We start from the raw sequence: 24057 nt of genomic DNA, 5'->3' as shown, positions 1-24057 counted from the left end.
ATTACTTTATCCTCCTATTTTAGAACGCAATGAAATCCCTAAATCAATTATACCTAAGATTGTCACAAGAGGAAACAGCATCGGAATAAACATGCAGACAATAAAACTAATAATAGGAACCCCTTTCGTAAAACCTTTTCTATGCGCTAGAAAAGCGATAAATGTTAGACCTTGCAGTACTAGTAGTAAAGCAAATATGACATATAGGTTAGAAAATACCATATGTAAATATGATGTCGGTTCTACTTTTATAAAAGTTGATAGCAAAATAAATATAACGTAATACCAAACAATACTCTTTGGTAACTGTATATCTTTAAATTTAGGCCAAGGTATAACGTCATGCTTTAATTTTTTCAAAACACTACCTGATATCATAACTGTAATCCAAGAAAAACATACCGAGACCATTACAAGTAAACTTGGGAATAACGTTTGTAACACATCATTAAATTGTGCAAATAACTCTTTTTGCTCTTTACTAATCGGCATACCAGCAGCAGTGACTATCTTTTCACTTTGCGCCATACTTTCATTAAACATATTTTGCATTTGCTTCATTAAATCTATGTTAAAAAACTTTATACTTGCAACATAAATGAGCATAATACCAATTAAGTACGCAAGCATACCCGCCAGCAAAATTTCTACCGGCTTTTTTCGTTTTTTATACATATATCCTAAAACGATACCTATCAATCCAAACATAGTTGTCTTTACTAAGTTCATCGGTTGACTGACAATTACAGTAATAAAAAGCGCCGCCGTAAAAATTACAAAGGCGTTAGATATTCTATGTCGTATCGTTAGCAATATAAATGGTAATGGCAACGCAAACGTTACAACTGTACCTAAAATTGGAACATACATAGATATAAGCAATAACATTGCATATATCGCTAACAATGCTGCACCCTCAGTAATAAATTTCGTATTTTTCATCATCTAACCTCTCTTTCAAAAAAAGAAAAGCATAGCAAAATGCACAGTAGAGTCGGACTCTACTGTGCATTTCATACGCTATTATTCACCAACATATGGTAAAAGTGCCATTTGACGAGCACGTTTAATTGCAACTGTAAGTTTGCGTTGGTATTTTGCGCTTGTTCCTGTTACACGACGAGGTAAAATTTTACCACGCTCAGAAACGAAACGTTTTAATAAATCAACATCTTTATAATCGATGCGAGTGATGCCGTTAGCTGTGAAGAAACACACCTTACGACGTTTCGCACGTCCACCTTTGCGTCCTGCCATGTCTATTTCCCTCCATTCTTTGTTAAAACTAACAAATTTACTGTATTAGAACGGTAAATCGTCGTCGGAAATGTCGATCGGTTGACCTACATTTGAAAATGGATCGTCATTCTTCGTAAATCCAGAGTTTCCTTGATTACCTTGGTTACCTGAATTACTAGATTGACCAAATGGGTTAGAGCTTTGGTTACCGAAACCAGCTCCTGATGGTTGCTGATTAAATGAACCACGTTGCTCCCCACCGCCATTACGCGGCTCTAAAAATTGTACGCTTTCCGCAAGAACTTCTGTTACATATACACGTTTACCATCTTGTCCGTCGTAATTACGAGTTTGAAGACGTCCATCTACGCCTGCTAAGCTACCTTTTTTCAAATAATTTGCTACGTTTTCTGCTTGTTTACGCCATATTACACAATTAATAAAGTCAGCTTCACGCTCACCTTGTTGATTCGCAAATGCGCGATTCACAGCTAACGTAAAAGTAGCTACTGCAACACCATTGGGCGTGTAACGTAAGTCAGGGTCCTTAGTTAAACGACCAACGAGGATAACACGATTCATCAATCGAACCACTCTCCCTTATATATCAATTATTTTTCTTCTTCTTTAACAACGATATGACGAAGGATGTCTTCGTTGATCTTAGCTAAACGGTCGAATTCGTTAATCGCTTCTGCGTTAGAGTTCACGTTTAAGATCATGTAGAAACCTTCACGTAAGTCGTTGATTTCGTAAGCTAAACGACGCTTACCCCACTCTTTCGTGTTAATGATTTCTGCACCATTGTTTGTTAAAACACCTGCAAAACGTTCAACTAAAGCTTTTTGAGCTTCTTCTTCAACGCCAGGACGAATGATGTACATAATTTCGTACTTTCTCATTACACTTTCACCTCCTTTTGGTCTAAACGGCCCGTAATGGGCAAGGAGCAATTAATTTATAGTAATTACTCACGAGTTTAGATTATATCATAGTAAGTTAGATGAATCAACTCACCCATACATAAAAAACTTGGCAAACACATAATATATTTGCCAAGCTTATATCTTTATTTTTCCTAGGAAATATTAAATTAAACGTTGAAACGGAAGTGCATAACATCTCCGTCTTTTACGATATACTCTTTTCCTTCTAAACGAACTTTACCAGCTTCTTTTGCAGCTGTCATAGAACCATTTGTCATTAAGTCTTCGTAAGAAACTGTTTCTGCACGAATAAATCCACGCTCAAAGTCTGTATGAATTACACCAGCACATTGTGGTGCTTTCATACCTTGTTTGAACGTCCATGCACGTACTTCTTGCACACCTGCTGTGAAGTACGTAGCAAGTCCTAATAAATCATATGCAGCACGAATTAATTGATCTAAACCAGATTCTTCAATGCCTAGTTCTTCAAGGAATACTTTTTTCTCTTCCTCGTCTAGCTCAGCGATTTCTTCTTCGATTTTTGCACATACAACGATTACTTGAGAATTTTCATTTGCAGCGAATTCTTTTACCATTTGTACGTATTTGTTTTCAGAAGGATCGATAATATCATCCTCGCTTACGTTTGCTACGTATAACATTTCTTTCGTTGTAAGTAAATGAAGACCTTTAACAATCTTCATTTGCTCTTCTGTAAATTCAACAGTACGAGCTGGTTTTCCCTCTTCAAAAGCTTCTTTTAGGCGAACTAAAATTTCATGCTCATATACTGCTTCTTTATCTTTTTGTCTTGCTAATTTCGCAACACGTTCGATACGTTTATCAACAGATTCTAGATCCGCTAAGATTAACTCTAAGTTGATTGTTTCAATATCATCAATTGGATCTACTTTCCCTGAAACGTGTGTAATGTTCTCATCTTCAAAACAACGAACAACTTGGCAAATTGCATCTACTTGGCGAATGTGAGATAAGAATTTATTTCCTAACCCTTCACCTTTACTAGCACCTTTTACGATACCTGCAATATCAGTAAACTCAAATACAGTCGGAACAGTTTTTTTCGGTTCTACTAATTCCGTTAATTTATTTAAACGCTCATCTGGTACTTCTACAATCCCTACGTTTGGATCAATTGTACAGAATGGATAGTTTGCAGATTCTGCTCCTGCTTGTGTAATTGCATTAAATAAAGTTGACTTCCCTACGTTAGGTAATCCAACAATCCCAGCCGTTAATCCCATATTTTTCACTCCTATGTCTCAATCTTTCATCATTATAGATAGTAACGAAAAAAATGACAAGTTTCCTCCAAACGAAAAAAAGTAACAGCTACCCATCGCAACTGTTACTTTCTCTCTATTCTTCGTGCTTCACAAGTATTTTTTTCACCTTACGATCAAACTCTCTTCGAGGAATCATTACTGAATGGTCACATCCCTCGCACTTAATGCGGATATCCATTCCCATACGAATAATCTTCCAGCGATTCTCACCACATGGGTGGGCTTTCTTCATTTCCACAACATCGTACAAGTTATATTGCTTTTGCTCCATTCTCCAAACCCCTCTCCATACTAAATTGCTTTTCCACTAACCAATTCTTCACGATTATATAAAACCATACGTGGATATGGAATTTCAATTCCATGTAAATCTAGACGATTTTTAATTTCTTTACGAAGTGCTCTTGCAATAACCGCATGTTGCATCGGCTCTACTTCCGCGATAACACGTAATATAACCTCTGATGCAGCCAATGTTTGCACACCTAATAACTGAGGCGTTGTTACCATTTGCGTATACTGTGCAGGCAATTCTTCTAATAACTCCTCGATGACTTGCTCCGCTTTCGCTATGTCAGCTTCATAAGAAATGGATACATCAACAAATGCTACACTATTACTAACTGAATAGTTCGTAACTTGAATGATACTTCCATTTGGTAAAGTATGAATTTCGCCTGTCCAACTCTTTACTTTCGTTGTACGAAGTCCAATTTCTAAAACGACTCCCTCAAACTGACCAATTTTTACATAGTCACCGACTGAAAATTGATCTTCTAACAAAATAAATAATCCTGTAATGACATCTTTCACTAAACTTTGGGCACCAAATCCGACTGCTAAACCAATTACCCCGGCACCCGCTAATAAACCAGATGCATTAATATTAAACACACCTAAAATCGCAATTAGCATAATGAACATAACAACGTATGCCACAATATTTTCAAGTAACTTCGCTACTGTAACTGTACGACGCTCTGAAATTTGAATTGGCGAACGACTTCCCATACGAAACGCATTTCGTACAATTGCACGCGCGACTCGTACAACAACTGCACCAATTATTAAAATAATACATATTTTCAATGTTGCTGTTCCAATATCAGCCCAACGATCAGCATTTAATAAATACTGCTTCGTGGCATTAAACCACTTTGTTAATAAATCCATGTACCTCTACCTCTCCAGCCAAAATTTCTTTTTAGTTATCCTTCTTATTGTATCAGAAGTCTTCTAATTGCTGAAAAATTTTTATGACTTTAATTACATTTGTTAACCTCCATACAGGTATAAAATGGAACAAATATATATATACTAGTACTATTATTTCCGTTTCCACTTAAGTTTTACAGCAAGTACGCACTTATAGTTTTCCATTTTACTCACTATATAACATATTTTGAAAATTTATTAAAAGGATGGGTGCTTCATGAATATTGGAAGTTTTCGCTTACCTTTTTTCGAAAAAGAAACTCAAAATGTTATGCACCAAGATTTAGAAGCCTCCGAGACAATTAGTAACTTCTTACTTTCCCATATCCCTATTAAAACCCATATACCAATTATTCTCGTCTGTATCGGAACAGATCGTTCTACAGGTGATGCACTCGGTCCATTAGTTGGTACGAAATTGGAACAAGTAGGAATTACAAACTTCCAAGTGTTCGGCACACTAGATGAACCAGTACATGCGTTAAATTTAGAAGAAAAAATTCAGAATATACAGAAAGATAATCCGACTTCATTTATAATTGCGGTTGATGCCTGTTTAGGAAAATCTCAGAGTATCGGTTCCATCACTACCGGAATGGGACCTAGTAAACCGGGAGCTGCGATGAATAAGAAATTACCTGCAGTTGGTGATTTGCATATTCATGGCATCGTAAACCTAAACGGGTTTATGGAGTTTTTCGTCCTACAAAATACAAGATTAAGTTTAGTCATGAAAATGGCTGATGTAATTGCACAAAGCATAAAAGAAACAGACCAAAAATTATCTGTATTAAAAAAAGCAAACCATCTATAAACAATAAGATGGTTTGCTTTTTAGTTTTTCTCTGCTAATAATTCTAAAATACGATTTAAATCTTCTTTATTAAAAAATTCAATTTCGATTTTACCTTTTTCTTTTTTCGTTTCTTTAATTTTCACATCTGTGCCAAACTTTTCCCTTAAGAACGTTTCGCGTTCTACGAAAAATATGTTTCTCTCTTTTTTCACTTGTTTTGTTTCACGTGAAACGCGTTGGTTAATCTCCTGAACAATTCTCTCTAATTGACGAACGTTTAATCCTTCTTTTTCGATTCGTTTTAATAAAGATTTCAATTGTTCTTCATCTTTTATCGTAAGTAAAGTTCTCCCATGAGCCATTGAAAGTTGGCCATTTGCAATCATATCTTGCACAAAAGAAGGGAGGCTTAATAACCGCGTATAATTTGCAATGTAAGGTCTGCTCTTACCAAGACGTTTTGCTAATTGTTCTTGTGTTACATTTAGCTCATTCATTAACATTTGATATGCCATTGCTTCTTCCATTGGATTTAAATCTTCTCGTTGTAAGTTTTCAAGCAATGCAAACTCCATCATTTGCTGCTCATTTAATTGCCTTACAACAGCTGGTACCTTTTCAAGCCCCGCCTCTTTGGCTGCACGATATCTTCTTTCACCTGCGACAATTTCATATCCTTTAATACTCTTTCTAGCAATTAAAGGTTGCAATATGCCGTGCTCTTTAATAGAAGCCGATAATTCTTGAATTGCCTCTTTATTAAAGTGTTTACGTGGTTGATATGGATTCGGTCTTAATTCAGTTATCGTAATCTCCTGAATTGTCTCTTCTTCCTTCACATCTAAATCAGGAAAAAACACGTTGATTCCTCTTCCTAATCCTTTAGCCACCTGCAATCACTTCCTCTGCTAAATCTATATATACTTCTGCCCCTCTTGATTTAGCGTCATACTGCATAATTGGTTTCCCATGACTTGGCGCTTCACTTAAACGAACATTACGAGGAATAATCGAACGGTATACTTTATCCCTAAAGTATTTTTTCACTTCATCTATAACCTGAATCCCTAAATTCGTACGGGCATCCAACATTGTTAGCAATACACCTTGAATTGCTAGATTTTTATTTAAGTGCTTTTGCACAAGTCGAACTGTATTTAATAGCTGACTTAATCCTTCTAGTGCGTAATATTCGCATTGAACAGGAATAATAACAGAATCTGCTGCGGTTAATGCATTAATCGTTAATAACCCTAAGGACGGGGGACAGTCGATAATAATATAGTCATATTCATCACGAACTGGCTGTAATGCCCTTTGTAAACGTACTTCCCGGGAAATAGTCGGTACCAATTCAATTTCAGCACCTGCCAATTGAATTGTAGCGGGTAGAACATCTAAGTTTTCAGTTGCGGTTTTACGTATAACCCCTTGAACATCTGCATCTTCCACGAGAACATTGTAAATACATTGATCTAATTCGGATTTTTCAATTCCCACACCAGTCGTTGCATTTCCTTGAGCGTCAATATCTACAAGAAGGACCTTTTTACCTACTTGTGCCAATCCAGCCCCTAAATTAACAGATGTTGTTGTTTTCCCAACGCCACCTTTTTGATTGGCAATAGCAATGATTTTTCCCATGATGTCACCTACTTTCAACCTTTCTATCTTATTCTAGTAACAATTACGTTTATTGTAACATGAAATAAAAGTTTTTCTTTTACGTCCTTATTAAACTTCAAAATTTATTTCTAAACTCCTTCTTCATCTAACAAGAAAATATAGTAAAAGAGACCTATCCAATAGGATAAGGTCTCTAACACGCCATTATTATTTTTTCTTCGGAATTTTAATTGTAATTTGATAGTACTCATCAAACTCTTCTTCCTCAGAATTAACATTTAAACCACTGTCAGCCACCATTTGTAATGACTGCCTAATTGTATTCATGGCAATTCTCGTATCTCGACTTACTGCTTTTTGCTTTGCCTTACGTTTCGGTTTTGCTTCCTCTAATAATTTCGCAATTCGTTCCTCTGTTTGCTTTACATTCAGTTGTTTCTCTACAATTTCCTGTAAAACCTTCAGTTGTAATTCCTCATTCTTCAAAGGAATGAGTGCGCGGGCATGGCGTTCTGTAATGCTTTTTTCTAATAACGCACTTTTTATTTCTTCAGGCAACTTTAACAATCGCAACTTATTTGCGATTGTCGATTGTCCTTTTCCAAGTCGTTGTGCCAATGCTTCTTGTGTTAAATTATGTAACTCAATTAGCTTTTGATATGCCACAGCTTCCTCGATTGCTGTTAGTTCCTCACGTTGCAAGTTTTCGATTAAAGCTACAGAAGCTGTCTCTGTATCATTTAAATTCTTTATAATTGCAGGAACCTTTTCCCAACCTAACTTTGTTGCCGCACGGAAACGTCTTTCTCCAGCGATAATCTCGTACTTATCATCCTCATATTGCCTCACAACAATTGGCTGAATAAGTCCGTGTGTACGAATCGTTAATGCTAGTTCCTCAATACGCGCATCATCAAAAACTGTTCGTGGTTGATAACGGTTAGGAGTAATATTTACTATCGGAATTTCTTGTATTTCTTCATATACCTTTTTATCTATTTCTTCATGGCTTTCGTCTTGTAATTCGAATTCGCTCTCTTTATCTCCAAAGCCAAATAAACGAGAAAACGTATTTTTCATACATATTCCACCACCTTTTAGGCCTATTGACTATTCTCCATAAAATGTTTCCTATGAAACATTTACGTTTTCATTTATATAATTTAATCTTACGTCTAATAAGATTTATTTTTCAATAGGTAATTTATTGGGTGTTCCCGGTTTGCGTGGATATTTCTTTGGTGTCTTGCGCTTTTTCTCGATTAATAAAATATTACGTTCGCTTTCTTCAAACGGTAATTGGAACGTAGACATTTCTTTTAGATCTCCGCCTAGCACCTCTAAAGCATACTTGCCATTTTCAATTTCTTCGTTTGCTGCGGCACCTTTCATTGCAATAAATGTTCCCCCAACTTTTACAAGTGGTAAACATAGCTCGCTTAATACTGAAAGACGCGCAACTGCACGTGCCATTACAATATCGTACGATTCACGTACACCTTCTTTTTTGCCAAATGTTTCAGCACGATCGTGACAAAATGCAACGTCACTTAATTCTAACTTTTGTGCTAAATGATTTAAGAAATTAATACGTTTTTGTAATGAGTCTACAATTGTCACCTTTAAGTGCGGGAAACAGATTTTTAAAGGAATACTTGGGAATCCAGCTCCTGCGCCAACATCACAAATTGAGAATGGCTTTGAAAAATCATAGTAAAAAGCAGCTGTAATGGAATCAAAAAAGTGTTTTAAATATACTTCCTCTTTCTCCGTAATAGCCGTTAAGTTCATTTTTTCATTCCACTCTACTAATGTTTCGAAGTAGATTTCGAACTGCTCTAACTGTCTAGAAGAGAGGGTGATACCCTTCTCTTCTAGCATAGATTGAAATTGTTCTATGTTCATCTAACAATATCTCCTTACTATTTATTGGTTCGATACTCGCGCAATTTTTCCTTGTTCGATATACACAAGTAAAATGGAAATATCCGCTGGATTTACACCAGAAATACGTGAAGCTTGCCCCATTGATAGTGGACGAACATCTTTCAATTTCTGTCTAGCTTCAGAGGCAAGACTAGAAATTGCATCATAATCAATATCCTCAGGGATTTTTTTGTTTTCCATTTTCTTCATACGCTCTACTTGCTGTAAAGACTTTTCTATATAGCCTTCGTACTTAATCTGAATTTCAACTTGTTCTGTAACTTCATCACTTAATTCTACTTCACTTGGTACTAAAAGATGAATATGCTCATATGTCATCTCCGGACGACGTAATAAGTCGCTTGCACGTATTCCATCTTTTAATTCACTTCCACCAATACTGCGAATTAACTCTTGAACTTCAGGACGTGGTTTAATAATAATGCTGCTTAAACGTTCCTTTTCCTGTTCAATTTGTAATTTTTTATTTGTAAATCGCTCATAGCGATCTTCTTTAATTAATCCAATTTCACGACCAACTTCAGTTAAACGAAGATCCGCATTATCGTGGCGTAATAATAGACGATATTCTGCACGAGACGTTAATAAACGATACGGTTCATTCGTCCCTTTCGTTACAAGATCATCAATTAAAACACCGATATAAGCATCCTCACGACCTAAAATAACTTCTTTTTTACCTAAAGAACGACACGCTGCATTAATTCCAGCCATAAGCCCTTGCCCTGCTGCCTCTTCGTAACCAGAAGTTCCGTTAATTTGTCCTGCTGTATATAAATTTTTAATTTTTTTCGTTTCAAGTGTTGGCCATAGTTGCGTTGGCACAATTGCATCATATTCAATTGCATAACCTGTACGCATCATTTCAACATTTTCTAGACCAGGGATTGTTCTAAGCATATCACGCTGTACGTCTTCTGGTAAGCTTGTAGATAAACCTTGTACGTACACTTCTTGTGTATTACGTCCTTCTGGCTCTAAGAAAATTTGATGACGTGGTTTATCATTAAACCTTACTACTTTGTCTTCAATTGACGGACAATATCTAGGCCCCGTTCCCTTAATCATACCAGAATACATAGCTGAGCGATGTAAGTTGTCATCTATTAAACGATGTGTTTCCGTACTTGTATACGTTAACCAACATGGAATTTGATCCGTAATAAATTTTGTCGTTTCAAAAGAGAAAGATCTTGGTTTATCATCACCTGGCTGAATTTCTGTTTTACTATAATCAATCGTATTACTATTTACACGCGGAGGTGTACCTGTTTTAAATCTAACAAGATCAAATCCAAGCTCCTCTAAATGTTCAGATAAAGTAATAGATGGTTGTTGATTATTCGGACCGCTCGAATACTTTAACTCTCCCATAATAATCTCACCGCGTAAAAACGTACCAGTCGTAATTACAACTGTTTTTGCTGTATATTCAGCTCCAGCTTGCGTAACTACTCCTTTACATTCGCCATCTTCAATGATTAAACGCTCTACCATTCCTTGGAACAACGTTAAGTTTGGTGTTTCTTCAATTGTTTTCTTTAATTCATGCTGGTAAGAGAACTTATCTGCTTGTGCTCGAAGTGCGCGTACAGCTGGCCCTTTACCCGTATTTAACATACGCATTTGAATATGTGTTTTATCGATGTTGCGTCCCATTTCTCCGCCTAAGGCATCAATTTCACGAACAACAATCCCTTTTGCTGGTCCACCAACAGAAGGGTTACATGGCATAAACGCTACCATATCTAAATTAATTGTTAACATTAATGTTTTGGAACCCATTCGTGCTGCCGCAAGACCAGCTTCACATCCTGCATGACCTGCACCGATTACTATGACATCGTAAGAACCGGCATTGTATCCCATTGTTTATTCCTCCTAATAATCTCTATCTTTCTGAAACATCACTATATTATTTTCCTAAACAAAATTGAGAGAACAACTGGTCAATTAGGCTTTCATGAACTGTATCACCAGTAATTTCACCAAGTATTTCCCACGTTCTTGTTAAATCAATTTGCACCATATCAATTGGAACACCATTTTCTATCGCCTCAATTGCATCTCCAATTGTTTTTCCTGCTTGTGTTAATAATCCAATATGTCTTGCGTTAGAAACATATGTTACATCTGCAGAATCAATTGTTCCTTCAAAGAATAAATCAGCAATTGCTTTTTCAAGCTCATCTATTCCTTGTTCCTCAATTAACGACGTTGTAATAACACGATTTCCCGCTGCCAATTCTGTAACACGTTCCATATCAATTACTTGCGGTAAATCTGTCTTATTTACAATAACAATGAAATCTTTTCCTTGTACGGCACGGAATAGATCTTCATCCTCATTCGTTAAAGCTTCGCTATAATTAACGACAACTAACACTAAATCAGCTTGACTCATCATTTCTTTTGAACGCTCTACACCAATTCGTTCCACAACATCCTCTGTTTCACGAATTCCGGCTGTATCTATAAGTTTAAGTGGTACACCACGCACATTAACGTACTCTTCAATAACATCACGAGTTGTTCCTGCAATATCAGTTACAATTGCCTTTTTCTCCTGAACGAGACTATTTAATAGCGATGATTTCCCAACGTTAGGTCTACCAATGATTGCAGTAGCAATACCTTCACGTAAAATCTTTCCTTGCTTTGATGTTTCTAATATTTTTGCAATTTCAACACGAACATGTGTAGCTTTCTCAATTAAAATATTATGTGTCATTTCTTCCACATCATCATATTCCGGGTAATCTATATTTACCTCAACATGAGCTAATGTTTCTAATATGTCCTGACGCAGACGGCCAATTAATTTAGATAATCGCCCTTCCATTTGATTAATCGCTACGTTCATTGCACGATCTGTTTTGGCGCGGATTAAATCCATAACTGCTTCTGCTTGTGATAAATCAATACGTCCATTTAAAAAAGCACGTTTCGTAAATTCACCAGGCTCCGCTAATCGTACTCCTTGCGCTAAAATAAGCTGCAATACTTTATTTACCGAAACAAGTCCGCCGTGACAGTTAATTTCAACTATATTTTCACGTGTAAAAGTCCTTGGTGCACGCATAATAGACACCATCACTTCTTCAATAACCTGATTTGTATCTAAATCAACAATATGACCATAATGAATTGTGTGAGAAGGAACCTCTGTTAAATCCTTCCCTTTAAAAATACGATTAACTTTTTCAACCGCATCATCCCCACTTACTCGAACAATGGCAATTGCACCCTCTCCAAGCGCTGTGGAAATCGCGGCAATTGTATCAAATTCCATGTCCTTTCACCTCACTTGCTTATTTATCTCTATTTCAACATGATTATTTTCTTCACTAAATTATTAGAATACCATAACGAACCTATCTACAAAAGAATAATAACTCATTTTATTATGTCCTCATGTGAAAAACACTAAACTTATTCACAGTGGATAAGTTTAGTGTTTTTCAGTTATCCACACCTATTTTCCCCTCAAAAAAACCGGCACTCAATTGAGTAACCGGTCACTTGGAAGAGATTACAACATGTCGATGTGGTTCTTTTCCTTCAGAAGTTGTAATGATATTTTGATGATTAGATAATGCTTGGTGGATAATCTTTCGTTCAAAAGATGGCATAGGCTCCAACACAACTCTTTTTTTCGTACTTACTACTTGTTTTGCTAATCGATAAGAAAGTGCTTCTAACGTACCTTTTCTTTTACTACGATAATTTTCAGCATCTAGTGTGATGCCAATATACTGCTTCGTATTACGATTCGCCACAAGTTTTGTTAAATACTGTAAAGAATTCAAGGTGTTTCCTCTTTTACCAATTAAAACACCTATATTTTCGCCAGAAATTGTAAATTCAACTTCGCGTCCTTTTACAATTTTACTAATCTTAGCTTCCACACCCATATCGTGAATAACATCTTTTAAATATTCTTCACATTCTTGAATCGGATCTTTCTTCAATACAACTTCTACTACTGCAGGTCGATTCCCAAATAAACCTAGGAACCCTCTTTTACCCTCATCGATAATATTTATATCTACTCGGTCTTTTGGAACATTTAGTTGCCTTAAAGCATCTTGTACTGCCAGCTCGACTGTTTGTCCTTTAGCAGTAATTATACTCACTTGCTTGATCCTCCTGCCTTACTAGCCTTAATTTCCGGCCCCTTGATCAAGTACATTTGAGCGATACCAAAGATATTACCAACAACCCAGTAAAGTGATAATGCAGCTGGGAAGTTAATTGCAAAGACTAAGATCATGATTGGCATTAACCAAAGCATCATTGCCATTTGCGGATTTTGACCAGCTGTTCCTGCCATTGCAAGCTTTTGCTGAATAAATGTTGTAATTGCCGCAACAACCGGTAAGATATAGAACGGATCTGCCTGTCCTAAGTCGAACCATAAGAATGTATGCTTACTAATTTCTGATGTTCTCATAATCGCATGGTAAAACGCGAATAAAATAGGCATCTGAACAAAGATTGGTAAACATCCTGCTAATGGATTTACACCATTTTTTTGATACAACTGCATCATTTCTTGTTGTAGTTTTTGCTGTGTTGCTTGATCTTTAGAGCTATATTTCTCTTTTAACTTCACCATTTCTGGTTGTAACGCTTGCATTGCTTTCGTACTCTTCGTTTGTTTAATCATTAATGGTAATAATGCAAAACGAATAATAAGAGTTGTAACAACAATCGCTAAACCGTAATTACTACCAAATAAGTTGGCAAAATACGTAATTAACTGAGAAAGCGGGTATACGAAGTATTCGTTCCAAATTCCAGTGCTTTTTGGTGTAATTGGCTGATTTACTTCACTACAGCCAGCAGTAATCGCCATTAATACAACAACCATGGCTAGTAAACCTAATTTCTTTTTCAAAGCCTACTCCTCCTTGTATCGGTATGTATATAGTGTAATTCATTTCCTTACGCTACTTTTTTATTCTTTTCATACCAGAGCGTTTAAAGACATGAATTAAGCTTTTCTTTAATTCTTCATATGTCATCTCTGCACAAGGCTTCCTTGCTATTATAACAAAATCTTTTCCAGAATCTATCTCATCTTTTAATTCCGTGATCGACTGGCGAATCATACGTTTAATTCGGTTACGCACTACTGCATTTCCTATTTTCTTGCTGACAGAAAGACCAATACGAAAGTTTGGCTGCTCTGCCTTATCTAGTTGATAGACAACAAGCTGACGATTAGCATTCGATTTTCCTTTTTGAAAAACCGTCTGGAATTCATCATTCTTTTTTATACGATGTTTTTTCTTCATATCAATTGACACTCCTGTAGTTCATCAGCGGAAATTCACTATTATTAGAAAAAAAGACCACTGAACGATCAGTGGTCTACGCAGATAATACTTTTCTTCCTTTACGACGACGAGCTGCTAGCACTTTACGTCCGTTCGCTGTGCTCATACGGCTGCGGAAACCATGTACTTTGCTGCGCTTACGTTTATTTGGTTGGTAAGTTCTTTTCATTATATGACACCTCCCTGAGGAATATCTGTTAAAGACAGTCCTATAAATTATAGTTAATCAACTAGGAAAATGTCAATGGTTCTCGAAATTTTCATCAAATATTCATTTTGAACCTATTCACATACTTTTTCACAGAACCTATATTTCCTTGTGGATAAATGTTTTTTCTTGTTTTTTATATCCACAAACTCTTTTCACACTTTTACACAGTATATCGTGTTGTGGACAAGTTTATTCCACAAGGTATTGATTTTGTGGATAACTTTCTTAATTTCATTGCTATAGCTACTTTTTTTTGATATTATAGTTGTGTTTTCACTTTGAATAAGTTTTCCACATCTCTATCTTATCCACAATTTGTGTATAACATGTGGACAGTTTTAATCACATGTGGGTAAATGATTATCCACATTTGCTTTTTTTGTCGAAAACCCTATCTCATATACAAACGACGTTTTTAGGTTTTAAAATACGTTTCGTATAAATATACATTTTATATTTATTTAGGTTGTACATTTGTTGCGCAACCTTATTCTTTTACCATCTTAGTAAAGGAGGGACACCTTTGGAAAACATCTCTGATTTATGGAACAGTGCCTTAAAAGAACTAGAAAAAAAGGTCAGTAAACCAAGTTATGAAACATGGTTAAAATCAACAACCGCACATAATTTAAAGAAAGACGTATTAACAATTACAGCTCCAAATGAATTCGCTCGTGATTGGTTAGAATCTCATTATTCAGAGCTAATTTCGGAAACACTTTATGATTTAACAGGGGCAAAATTAGCTATTCGATTTATTATTCCCCAAAGTCAAGCTGAAGAGGAGATTGATCTTCCTCCTTCTAAACCAAATTCAGCACAAGATGATTCTAATCATTTACCACAGAGTATGCTCAATCCAAAATATACGTTTGATACATTTGTTATTGGCTCTGGTAACCGTTTTGCTCACGCTGCTTCATTGGCCGTAGCCGAAGCGCCAGCTAAAGCATATAATCCCCTCTTTATTTACGGGGGAGTTGGACTCGGAAAGACCCATTTAATGCATGCAATTGGTCATTATGTGATTGAACATAACCCAAACGCGAAGGTTGTATATTTATCATCTGAAAAATTCACAAATGAATTCATTAATTCTATTCGTGATAATAAAGCGGTCGATTTTCGAAATAAATACCGTAATGTAGATGTTTTATTGATAGATGATATTCAATTTTTAGCAGGAAAAGAACAAACTCAAGAAGAGTTTTTCCATACATTCAATGCATTACACGAAGAAAGTAAACAAATTGTAATTTCAAGTGATCGGCCACCAAAAGAAATTCCAACTTTAGAAGATCGTCTTCGTTCTCGCTTTGAATGGGGACTCATTACGGATATTACGCCACCAGATTTAGAAACACGAATTGCAATTTTACGTAAAAAAGCAAAGGCCGAAGGACTCGATATACCAAATGAGGTTATGCTTTATATTGCAAATCAAATTGATTCAAACATTCGTGAACTAGAAGGTGCACTCATCCGAGTTGTAGCTTATTCATCTTTAATTAACAAAGATATTAATGCTGATTTAGCGGCTGAAGCACTTAAAGATATTATTCCAAATTCTAAACCAAAAATTATCTCCATTTATGATATTCAAAAGGCTGTCGGGGATGTTTATCAAATAAAATTGGAAGATTTCAAGGCGAAAAAGCGAACAAAATCAGTTGCCTTCCCTCGCCAAATTGCAATGTATTTATCACGCGAACTTACAGATTCCTCCTTACCTAAAATAGGTGAAGAATTTGGTGGACGTGATCATACAACAGTTATCCATGCCCATGAAAAAATTTCTAAGTTGCTTAAAACGGATACGCAATTACAAAAGCAAGTTGAAGAAATTAACGATATTTTAAAGTAGTAGCTGAATAGTGTGAATAACTTCCCTTGTTTTACGCACAGTCTATCCACATGTAGATAGACTGTTTTTACATCCTTTAACGGGGTTATCCACATATCCACAAGCCCTATTACTATTACTACTATTTTTTATCTTTATTAATTAAATAAAATCTTATACTTACCGGAGGTTTTTCTTTATGCGTTTTACAATACAAAAAGACTATCTTGTAAGAAGTGTGCAAGATGTAATGAAGGCTGTTTCTTCTCGTACAACAATTCCGATCCTTACAGGAATTAAAGTTGTCGCTACGGAAGAAGGAGTTACGTTAACAGGAAGCGATGCTGATATTTCTATCGAATCTTTTATCCCAGTTGAAGAAGATGGAAAAGAAATTGTAGAAGTAGCACAATCAGGAAGTATTGTTTTACAAGCAAAATATTTTAGTGAGATTGTAAAAAAATTACCTAAAGAGACTGTTGAAATTTCTGTAGAAAATCATTTTATGACAAAAATAACGTCTGGAAAATCAGAGTTTAATTTAAATGGTTTAGATTCTGCTGAATATCCATTGTTACCACAAATTGAAGAACATCATGTTTTTAAGATTCCAACGGATTTACTTAAACATATGATCAGGCAAACTGTATTTGCAGTTTCCACTTCTGAAACAAGACCGATCTTGACAGGTGTAAACTGGAAAGTATATAACAGCGAATTGACTTGCATTGCTACAGATAGTCACAGATTAGCTCTTAGAAAAGCAAAAATCGAAGGAATCGCAGATGAATTCCAAGCGAATGTTGTTATTCCAGGTAAAAGCTTAAATGAATTAAGCAAAATTCTAGATGAGTCTGAAGAAATGGTAGATATCGTTATTACGGAGTATCAAGTATTATTCCGTACAAAGCATTTATTATTCTTCTCAAGATTGTTAGAAGGAAATTATCCTGATACAACTCGTTTGATTCCAGCGGAGAGTAAAACAGATATTTTTGTAAATACAAAAGAATTTTTACAAGCAATTGATCGTGCATCTCTATTAGCAAGAGATGGTCGTAACAATGTTGTGAAATTATCAACTTTGGAACAAGAAATGCTAGAAATTTCTTCGAATTCACCAGAAATCGGAAAAGTAGTAGAAGAAGTTCAATGTGAAAAAGTAGATGGGGAAGAGTTAAAAATATCTTTTAGTGCAAAATATATGATGGATGCACTAAAAGCCTTAGATAGTACTGAAATTAAAATTAGCTTTACTGGAGCAATGAGACCATTCTTAATTCGTACAGTAAATGATGAGTCCATTATTCAATTAATTTTACCGGTTCGTACTTACTAAGTAAGAAATAAGGGTTGCTAGTTTTCAGATGCTAGTAGCCCTTATTTGATTTTTGGGTATTACTTTCCTAATGTTAGTTTATTTAGTACAATGAAAGAATGAACACTTTCAGAAAGTGAGCGATTTTATGAAACGTATTAAAATTTCAACAGAGTATATTACACTAGGACAATTTTTAAAGTTAGCCGATATAATCGATACAGGTGGCGCTGTAAAATGGTTTTTACAAGAATATGAAGTGTACGTGAATCAAGAACTTGAAAATAGAAGAGGTCGCAAATTATATGCGAACGATATTATTGAAATACCGGGAAGCGGAAGTTTCCAAGTTCAGGCATAAAGGGGGAGCCCTTTGTTTATTTCAGAAATACAATTAAAAAACTATCGCAATTATGAAAAGTTAGAGCTTTCCTTTGAAGATAAAGTGAATGTCATTATCGGTGAAAACGCACAAGGGAAAACGAATTTGATGGAAGCTATTTATGTTTTAGCGATGGCGAAATCTCATAGAACCTCTAATGATCGTGAGCTTATCCGTTGGGATGAAGATTTCGGTCAAATTAAAGGGAAATTACAAAAGAGAAATAGTTCTTTGTCTTTGGAATTAAATATTTCGAAAAAAGGTAAAAAGGCAAAATTAAATCAACTTGAACAACAAAAATTGAGTCAATATATTGGCGTGATGAATGTTGTCATGTTTGCCCCAGAAGATTTAAATCTTGTAAAAGGAAGCCCTCAAGTAAGAAGACGCTTTTTAGATATGGAATTAGGTCAAATAGCTCCGGTCTATTTGTATGAATTGAGTCAATATCAAAAGGTGCTCACGCAGCGAAATCACTTGCTGAAAAAGATGCAAGGGAATAGTAAGAATGAGGAAACGATGTTGGATGTATTTACGCTTCAACTTATTGAGCATGGTACAAAAATATTGCAAAAACGGTTTGAATTTTTGCATTTACTACAAGAATGGGCAGCCCCAATTCATCGCGGTATAAGCCGTGGATTAGAAGAATTAGAAATTGTCTATAAACCAAGTGTAGATGTATCAGAATCAATGGATTTGTCGAAAATAAAAGAAGTATACTATGAAAATTTTCAATCTGTGAAACAACGTGAAATTTTCCGTGGTACGACTTTAATTGGTCCTCATCGTGATGATTTACAATTCTTCGTTAATAGTAAAAATGTTCAAGTCTTTGGTTCGCAAGGGCAACAACGAACAACCGCACTGTCCCTAAAATTAGCTGAAATTGAATTGATTTACTCAGAAGTTAAAGAATATCCGATTCTTTTATTGGATGATGTATTATCAGAATTAGATGATTATCGTCAATCACATCTGTTAAATACAATTCAAGGAAAAGTGCAAACATTTGTGACAACGACGAGTGTCGACGGAATTGAACACGAAACATTAAAAGAAGCGAAAACAATTCATGTAACGAACGGCACGGTAGATTGTGAAATAGATAGGGCGTAACCCCTGTTTAAATGGAAAAGTAGGTGATCTTTGTGTCAATGGAACAAAAGCAGATGGAAGAAAATTCATATGATGAAAGTCAGATACAGGTACTTGAAGGACTAGAAGCAGTTCGAAAACGCCCTGGGATGTATATTGGATCTACAAGTGGAAAAGGACTTCACCATCTTGTGTGGGAAATCGTCGATAATAGTATTGATGAAGCACTTGCGGGGTATTGTGATGAAATTAACGTTAGTATCGAAGAAGATAATAGTATTCGTGTAACGGATAATGGACGTGGTATTCCAGTTGGGATACAAGAAAAAATGGGACGTCCTGCTGTAGAAGTTATTATGACCGTTCTTCATGCTGGTGGTAAGTTTGGCGGTGGCGGTTATAAAGTTTCTGGTGGTTTGCATGGTGTTGGGGCATCTGTAGTAAATGCTCTATCAACAGAACTAGAGGTATTTGTACACCGTGAAGGTAAAATCCATTATCAAAAATACGAAAGAGGTATTCCGGTTGCGGATTTAAAAGTCATTGGTGATACAGATCAAACGGGAACGATAACTCGATTTAAACCAGATCCAGAAATCTTTCAGGAAACAATAGTATACGAATTTGATACGTTAGCAACTCGTATGCGTGAATTAGCATTTTTAAATCGTAATATTAAATTAACGATTGAAGATAAACGTGAACATAAGCAAAAGAAAGAATTCCATTATGAAGGTGGGATTAAATCATATGTTGAGCATTTAAATCGCTCAAAACAACCAATCCATGAAGAACCTGTATATGTAGAAGGATCAAAAGATGGTATTCAAGTTGAGGTTGCGCTTCAATATAACGAAGGATATACAAATCATATTTACTCGTTTACAAATAATATCCATACGTATGAAGGTGGTACACATGAGGTAGGATTTAAAACAGCCTTAACTCGTGTGATCAATGATTATGGTCGTAAAAATAATATTTTAAAAGATGCGGATAGTAATTTAACTGGTGAAGATGTTCGTGAAGGTTTAACAGCAATTGTGTCAATTAAACATCCGAATCCGCAATTCGAAGGACAAACGAAGACGAAACTTGGAAATAGTGAAGCAAGAACGATCACAGAGTCAGTATTCTCAGAGGCATTTGAAAAGTTCTTACTGGAAAATCCCAATGTTGCACGTAAAATTATAGATAAAGGGACGATGGCAGCGCGTGCGCGTGTAGCAGCTAAAAAGGCTCGTGAGTTGACTCGCCGAAAGAGTGCTTTAGAAGTTTCAAGTTTACCAGGGAAATTGGCAGACTGTTCTTCTAAAGATCCAGCAATTAGTGAAATTTATATCGTAGAGGGTGACTCTGCCGGTGGATCTGCAAAACAAGGGCGCGATCGTCATTTCCAAGCAATTTTACCGCTGAAGGGTAAAATTATTAATGTTGAAAAGGCACGCTTAGATAAGATTTTATCAAATGATGAAGTTCGTACAATTATTACGGCGATTGGTACAAATATCGGTGGAGACTTCGATATTGAAAAAGCACGTTATCATAAAGTTATTATTATGACTGATGCCGATGTTGATGGTGCACATATTCGTACCCTATTATTAACGTTCTTCTATCGTTATATGCGTCAAATAATTGAGTGTGGTTATATCTATATTGCACAGCCACCTTTGTTTAAAATACAACAAGGTAAAAAAATTCAATATGCTTATAACGATAAGGAGCTTGAAAAAATCTTAGCGGAATTACCAGCGCAACCTAAGCCAGGGATTCAGCGTTATAAAGGTCTAGGGGAAATGAATCCAACTCAGCTTTGGGAGACGACAATGGACCCAGAAGTCCGTTCATTACTTCAAGTTTCCCTTCAAGATGCAATTGAAGCGGATGAAACATTTGAAATTTTAATGGGAGATAAAGTAGAGCCACGTCGTAACTTTATCCAAGAAAATGCAAAATACGTGAAAAACCTTGATATTTAAATGGGTAATGACAGGAATCTAAGTATTCCTGTCTTCTACATATAAATCAATGTATGTGTAACGGAAATGTAAGAGGAGGTGCTCGTTGATGTCAGACAATCAACAACAAGCACGAATTCGAGAAATTAATATTAGTCATGAAATGCGTACCTCATTTTTAGATTACGCAATGAGTGTTATCGTATCTCGTGCATTACCAGATGTTCGTGATGGATTAAAGCCTGTGCATCGTAGGGTTTTATATGCGATGAATGATTTAGGAATTACAGCTGATAAAGCGTATAAGAAATCAGCGCGTATTGTCGGTGAAGTAATCGGTAAGTATCACCCTCATGGTGATTCAGCTGTTTACGAGACGATGGTACGTATGGCACAAGATTTCAGTCAACGTTATATGCTTGTTGATGGGCATGGTAACTTTGGTTCTGTTGATGGTGATTCAGCAGCAGCAATGCGTTATACAGAAGCAAGAATGTCTAAGATTTCTATGGAATTAATACGTGATATTTCAAAAAATACGATTGATTATCAAGATAACTATGATGGTTCTGAAAGAGAGCCAATTGTATTGCCAGCGCGTTTCCCTAATTTATTAGTGAATGGTACGACGGGTATTGCGGTTGGTATGGCAACAAATATTCCACCACATCAACTCGGTGAAGTAATTGATGGTGTATTGGCATTAAGTCATAATCCCGACATTACTATTGCGGAATTAATGGAGTTTATTCCAGGACCGGATTTTCCAACAGCAGGTTTAATTTTGGGACGAAGTGGTATTCGAAGAGCTTATGAAACAGGTAGAGGCTCTATTATGCTTCGAGCTAAAGTTGAAATTGAGGAGAAGTCAAATGGCAAACAATCTATTCTCGTAACTGAACTACCTTATCAAGTTAATAAGGCGCGATTAATTGAAAAAATTGCAGAATTAGTTCGTGACAAGAAAATTGAAGGTATTACGGATTTACGTGATGAGTCAGATCGAAACGGTATGCGTATTGTTATGGAAGTACGCCGTGATGCCAATGCCAATGTACTATTAAATAATCTATATAAACATACAGCACTTCAAACAAGTTTCGGTATTAATATGTTGTCTCTTGTAAATGGAGAGCCACAAGTATTGAATTTAAAACAAAATTTATATCATTACTTGGAGCATCAGAAGGTAGTAATTCGTCGACGTACTGCTTATGAATTAGAAAAAGCAGAGGCACGTGCTCACATTTTAGAAGGATTAAGAATTGCCCTAGATCATCTTGATGAAGTTATTACGTTAATTCGTAGTTCGAAAACAGCAGATATCGCAAAGCAAGGCTTAATGGAACGTTTCGGTTTAAGTGAGAAACAAGCACAAGCAATTTTAGATATGCGTCTGCAACGTTTAACAGGGTTAGAACGTGAAAAAATTGAGCAAGAATATCAAGACTTAATGAAGTTAATAGCTGAATTAAAAGCAATCTTAGCAGATGAAGAGAAAGTTCTTGAGATTATCCGTGAAGAATTGACGGAAGTAAAAGAGCGCTTCAATGATAAGAGACGAACGGAAATTACAATTGGTGGCATGGAATTTATTGAAGATGAGGATTTGATTCCAGAGCAAAACATCGCTATTACGTTAACTCATAATGGTTATATTAAGAGGTTACCAGCTTCTACGTACAAAACACAGAACCGTGGTGGACGTGGTGTGCAAGGAATGGGAACAAATGATGATGATTTCGTAGAGCATTTATTAACTACTTCTACGCATGATCACATTTTATTCTTTACTAATAAGGGGAAAGTATACCGTACGAAAGGATATGAAATCCCAGAGTATAGTCGTACAGCAAAAGGTATACCTATTATTAACTTATTAGGTGTAGATAAGGGTGAATGGATTAATGCCATTATTCCAATTCGTGAATTTGGTGACGATGAATTCTTATTCTTCACAACAAAACAAGGTATTTCTAAGAGAACGCCACTTTCATCATTTGCGAATATACGTACGAATGGTTTAATTGCAATCTCTCTTCGTGAAGAGGATGAAGTAATATCTGTACGTTTAACATCTGGTGATAAGGATATTATTGTAGGAACAAGCAATGGTATGTTAATTCGCTTTAACGAGCAAGATGTGCGTTCTATGGGACGTAACGCGGCTGGTGTAAAAGCAATTACATTAGGTGATGAAGATCAAGTTGTAGGTATGGAAATTGTCGAAGAGGATGTAAATGTTCTAATTGTAACGAAAAATGGTTATGGAAAGCGTACACCAATTGATGAATACCGTTTACAAAGCCGTGGTGGTAAAGGTCTGAAGACTTGTAATATTACAGATAAAAACGGTAAATTAGTAGCTGTTAAATCTGTAACAGGTGAAGAAGATATTATGTTAATTACGGCAGCAGGTGTTATTATTCGTATGCCAGTTGATCAAATCTCTCAAATGGGACGTAATACACAAGGTGTTCGTCTAATTCGATTAGAGGATGAGCAAGAGGTAGCGACGGTAGCAAAAGCACAAAAAGATGATGAGGAAGAAACGAGCGAAGAAGTTTCTTCAGAAGAATAAGAGGGGGAATTTCTCCCCTCTTTATTTTTTTATAATAATACTTGCATAGAAAAGAGAAAGTCTATATAATAGGCAGAGTCAGCAAATGAGAGATACAAGTTATCTTAAAAAACTTGTTGACGAAAATAATATACTATGATATATTATAAAAGTCGCTGAAACGCGATGTTGAACTTTGAAAACTAAACGAAACAAACAACGTGAAACGTCAATTTTTATTTTTAGATGCTAGACAAACTAACTTTATTGGAGAGTTTGATCC

Annotated in this window: 24 protein-coding genes; 7 read left to right on the top strand and 17 right to left on the bottom strand. The window is 35.8% G+C overall.

The window, feature by feature from the left end; genetic code table 11:
• Window positions 1-6: 6 nt before the first annotated feature.
• The 7 genes from FS742_RS20545 to FS742_RS20515 form a co-directional block, all read right to left on the bottom strand.
• Window positions 7-942 carry a YybS family protein gene (locus FS742_RS20545; RefSeq protein ID WP_144614738.1) on the bottom strand — a complete coding sequence of 312 codons (936 nt, stop codon included), beginning with the start codon at window positions 940-942 and terminating at the stop codon, window positions 7-9.
• 81 nt (window positions 943-1023) lie between these two features.
• On the bottom strand, window positions 1024-1257 hold the full coding sequence (rpsR, locus tag FS742_RS20540; protein WP_000918873.1) for a 30S ribosomal protein S18: 234 nt from the start codon (window positions 1255-1257) through the stop codon (window positions 1024-1026).
• 45 nt (window positions 1258-1302) lie between these two features.
• Complete coding sequence (ssb, locus tag FS742_RS20535) at window positions 1303-1824, bottom strand: single-stranded DNA-binding protein (protein ID WP_000981963.1); 522 nt, start codon at window positions 1822-1824, stop codon at window positions 1303-1305.
• Window positions 1825-1850: 26 nt separating this feature from the next.
• On the bottom strand, window positions 1851-2141 hold the full coding sequence (gene rpsF, locus FS742_RS20530; protein ID WP_001233781.1) for a 30S ribosomal protein S6: 291 nt from the start codon (window positions 2139-2141) through the stop codon (window positions 1851-1853).
• A gap of 191 nt (window positions 2142-2332) precedes the next feature.
• Window positions 2333-3433: a redox-regulated ATPase YchF gene (gene ychF / locus FS742_RS20525; RefSeq protein ID WP_000524656.1), complete on the bottom strand. Its 1101-nt coding sequence runs from the start codon at window positions 3431-3433 to the stop codon at window positions 2333-2335.
• A gap of 115 nt (window positions 3434-3548) precedes the next feature.
• Window positions 3549-3746 carry a DUF951 domain-containing protein gene (locus FS742_RS20520; protein ID WP_000436051.1) on the bottom strand — a complete coding sequence of 66 codons (198 nt, stop codon included), beginning with the start codon at window positions 3744-3746 and terminating at the stop codon, window positions 3549-3551.
• A 20-nt stretch (window positions 3747-3766) separates the two neighbouring features.
• Complete coding sequence (locus FS742_RS20515) at window positions 3767-4648, bottom strand: mechanosensitive ion channel family protein (RefSeq protein WP_144614736.1); 882 nt, start codon at window positions 4646-4648, stop codon at window positions 3767-3769.
• A 259-nt stretch (window positions 4649-4907) separates the two neighbouring features.
• Here FS742_RS20515 and yyaC point away from each other — a divergent pair, with 259 nt between their 5' ends.
• Window positions 4908-5504: a spore protease YyaC gene (gene yyaC, locus FS742_RS20510; protein WP_001020729.1), complete on the top strand. Its 597-nt coding sequence runs from the start codon at window positions 4908-4910 to the stop codon at window positions 5502-5504.
• Between the two features lie 20 nt (window positions 5505-5524).
• Here yyaC and spo0J read toward each other — a convergent pair whose 3' ends face one another.
• From spo0J to rpmH, 10 genes are all read right to left on the bottom strand, one after another.
• Window positions 5525-6376, bottom strand: coding sequence for a stage 0 sporulation protein Spo0J (gene spo0J, locus FS742_RS20505; RefSeq protein ID WP_186327198.1), 852 nt, complete (start codon window positions 6374-6376; stop codon window positions 5525-5527).
• The gene (soj, locus tag FS742_RS20500) at window positions 6369-7130 is read right to left on the bottom strand and encodes a sporulation initiation inhibitor protein Soj (RefSeq protein WP_000516117.1); all 762 of its coding nucleotides are present in this window, start codon (window positions 7128-7130) and stop codon (window positions 6369-6371) included. Before soj ends, spo0J begins: the two co-directional genes overlap by 8 nt.
• 189 nt (window positions 7131-7319) lie before the next feature.
• On the bottom strand, window positions 7320-8192 hold the full coding sequence (gene noc, locus FS742_RS20495) for a nucleoid occlusion protein (RefSeq protein WP_000799026.1): 873 nt from the start codon (window positions 8190-8192) through the stop codon (window positions 7320-7322).
• Window positions 8193-8297: 105 nt separating this feature from the next.
• On the bottom strand, window positions 8298-9017 hold the full coding sequence (rsmG, locus tag FS742_RS20490) for a 16S rRNA (guanine(527)-N(7))-methyltransferase RsmG (RefSeq protein ID WP_001019622.1): 720 nt from the start codon (window positions 9015-9017) through the stop codon (window positions 8298-8300).
• Between the two features lie 21 nt (window positions 9018-9038).
• Entirely contained in the window at window positions 9039-10928 is a 1890-nt protein-coding gene (mnmG, locus tag FS742_RS20485; protein ID WP_144614732.1) for a tRNA uridine-5-carboxymethylaminomethyl(34) synthesis enzyme MnmG, read from the bottom strand.
• A gap of 46 nt (window positions 10929-10974) precedes the next feature.
• Window positions 10975-12351 carry a tRNA uridine-5-carboxymethylaminomethyl(34) synthesis GTPase MnmE gene (mnmE, locus tag FS742_RS20480; RefSeq protein WP_144614730.1) on the bottom strand — a complete coding sequence of 459 codons (1377 nt, stop codon included), beginning with the start codon at window positions 12349-12351 and terminating at the stop codon, window positions 10975-10977.
• Between the two features lie 226 nt (window positions 12352-12577).
• The gene (gene jag / locus FS742_RS20475) at window positions 12578-13195 is read right to left on the bottom strand and encodes an RNA-binding cell elongation regulator Jag/EloR (protein ID WP_144614728.1); all 618 of its coding nucleotides are present in this window, start codon (window positions 13193-13195) and stop codon (window positions 12578-12580) included.
• Entirely contained in the window at window positions 13192-13959 is a 768-nt protein-coding gene (gene spoIIIJ, locus FS742_RS20470; RefSeq protein WP_144614726.1) for a YidC family membrane integrase SpoIIIJ, read from the bottom strand. Before spoIIIJ ends, jag begins: the two co-directional genes overlap by 4 nt.
• 52 nt (window positions 13960-14011) lie before the next feature.
• A complete protein-coding gene (gene rnpA, locus FS742_RS20465; protein WP_144614724.1) occupies window positions 14012-14359 on the bottom strand; it encodes a ribonuclease P protein component in 348 nt (115 codons plus the stop codon).
• Window positions 14360-14435: 76 nt separating this feature from the next.
• Window positions 14436-14570: a 50S ribosomal protein L34 gene (rpmH, locus tag FS742_RS20460; protein ID WP_000831901.1), complete on the bottom strand. Its 135-nt coding sequence runs from the start codon at window positions 14568-14570 to the stop codon at window positions 14436-14438.
• Window positions 14571-15135: 565 nt separating this feature from the next.
• On the opposite strand from rpmH, the gene dnaA reads away from it, so the two are divergent.
• The 6 genes from dnaA (at window position 15136) to gyrA (ending at window position 23795) form a co-directional block, all read left to right on the top strand.
• Window positions 15136-16476 (top strand): chromosomal replication initiator protein DnaA, encoded by a 1341-nt coding sequence (dnaA, locus tag FS742_RS20455; protein ID WP_016085337.1) that lies wholly within the window; start codon window positions 15136-15138, stop codon window positions 16474-16476.
• 178 nt (window positions 16477-16654) lie between these two features.
• Entirely contained in the window at window positions 16655-17794 is a 1140-nt protein-coding gene (gene dnaN / locus FS742_RS20450) for a DNA polymerase III subunit beta (protein WP_144614722.1), read from the top strand.
• 127 nt (window positions 17795-17921) lie between these two features.
• Window positions 17922-18134: a S4 domain-containing protein YaaA gene (gene yaaA, locus FS742_RS20445; RefSeq protein ID WP_073519043.1), complete on the top strand. Its 213-nt coding sequence runs from the start codon at window positions 17922-17924 to the stop codon at window positions 18132-18134.
• 12 nt (window positions 18135-18146) lie between these two features.
• Window positions 18147-19274 carry a DNA replication/repair protein RecF gene (gene recF / locus FS742_RS20440; protein ID WP_144614720.1) on the top strand — a complete coding sequence of 376 codons (1128 nt, stop codon included), beginning with the start codon at window positions 18147-18149 and terminating at the stop codon, window positions 19272-19274.
• 38 nt (window positions 19275-19312) lie between these two features.
• The gene (gene gyrB / locus FS742_RS20435; protein WP_144615367.1) at window positions 19313-21235 is read left to right on the top strand and encodes a DNA topoisomerase (ATP-hydrolyzing) subunit B; all 1923 of its coding nucleotides are present in this window, start codon (window positions 19313-19315) and stop codon (window positions 21233-21235) included.
• An 88-nt stretch (window positions 21236-21323) separates the two neighbouring features.
• A complete protein-coding gene (gene gyrA / locus FS742_RS20430; protein ID WP_016085333.1) occupies window positions 21324-23795 on the top strand; it encodes a DNA gyrase subunit A in 2472 nt (823 codons plus the stop codon).
• The last annotated feature ends 262 nt before the right edge of the window (window positions 23796-24057 follow it).

The organism is Bacillus cereus, assembly GCF_007678085.1.
Taxonomy (GTDB): Bacteria; Bacillota; Bacilli; order Bacillales; family Bacillaceae_G; genus Bacillus_A; species Bacillus_A cereus_BE.
The sequence above is the reverse complement of the archived record's forward strand: the minus strand, read 5'-3'. Positions and strand labels throughout refer to the sequence as shown.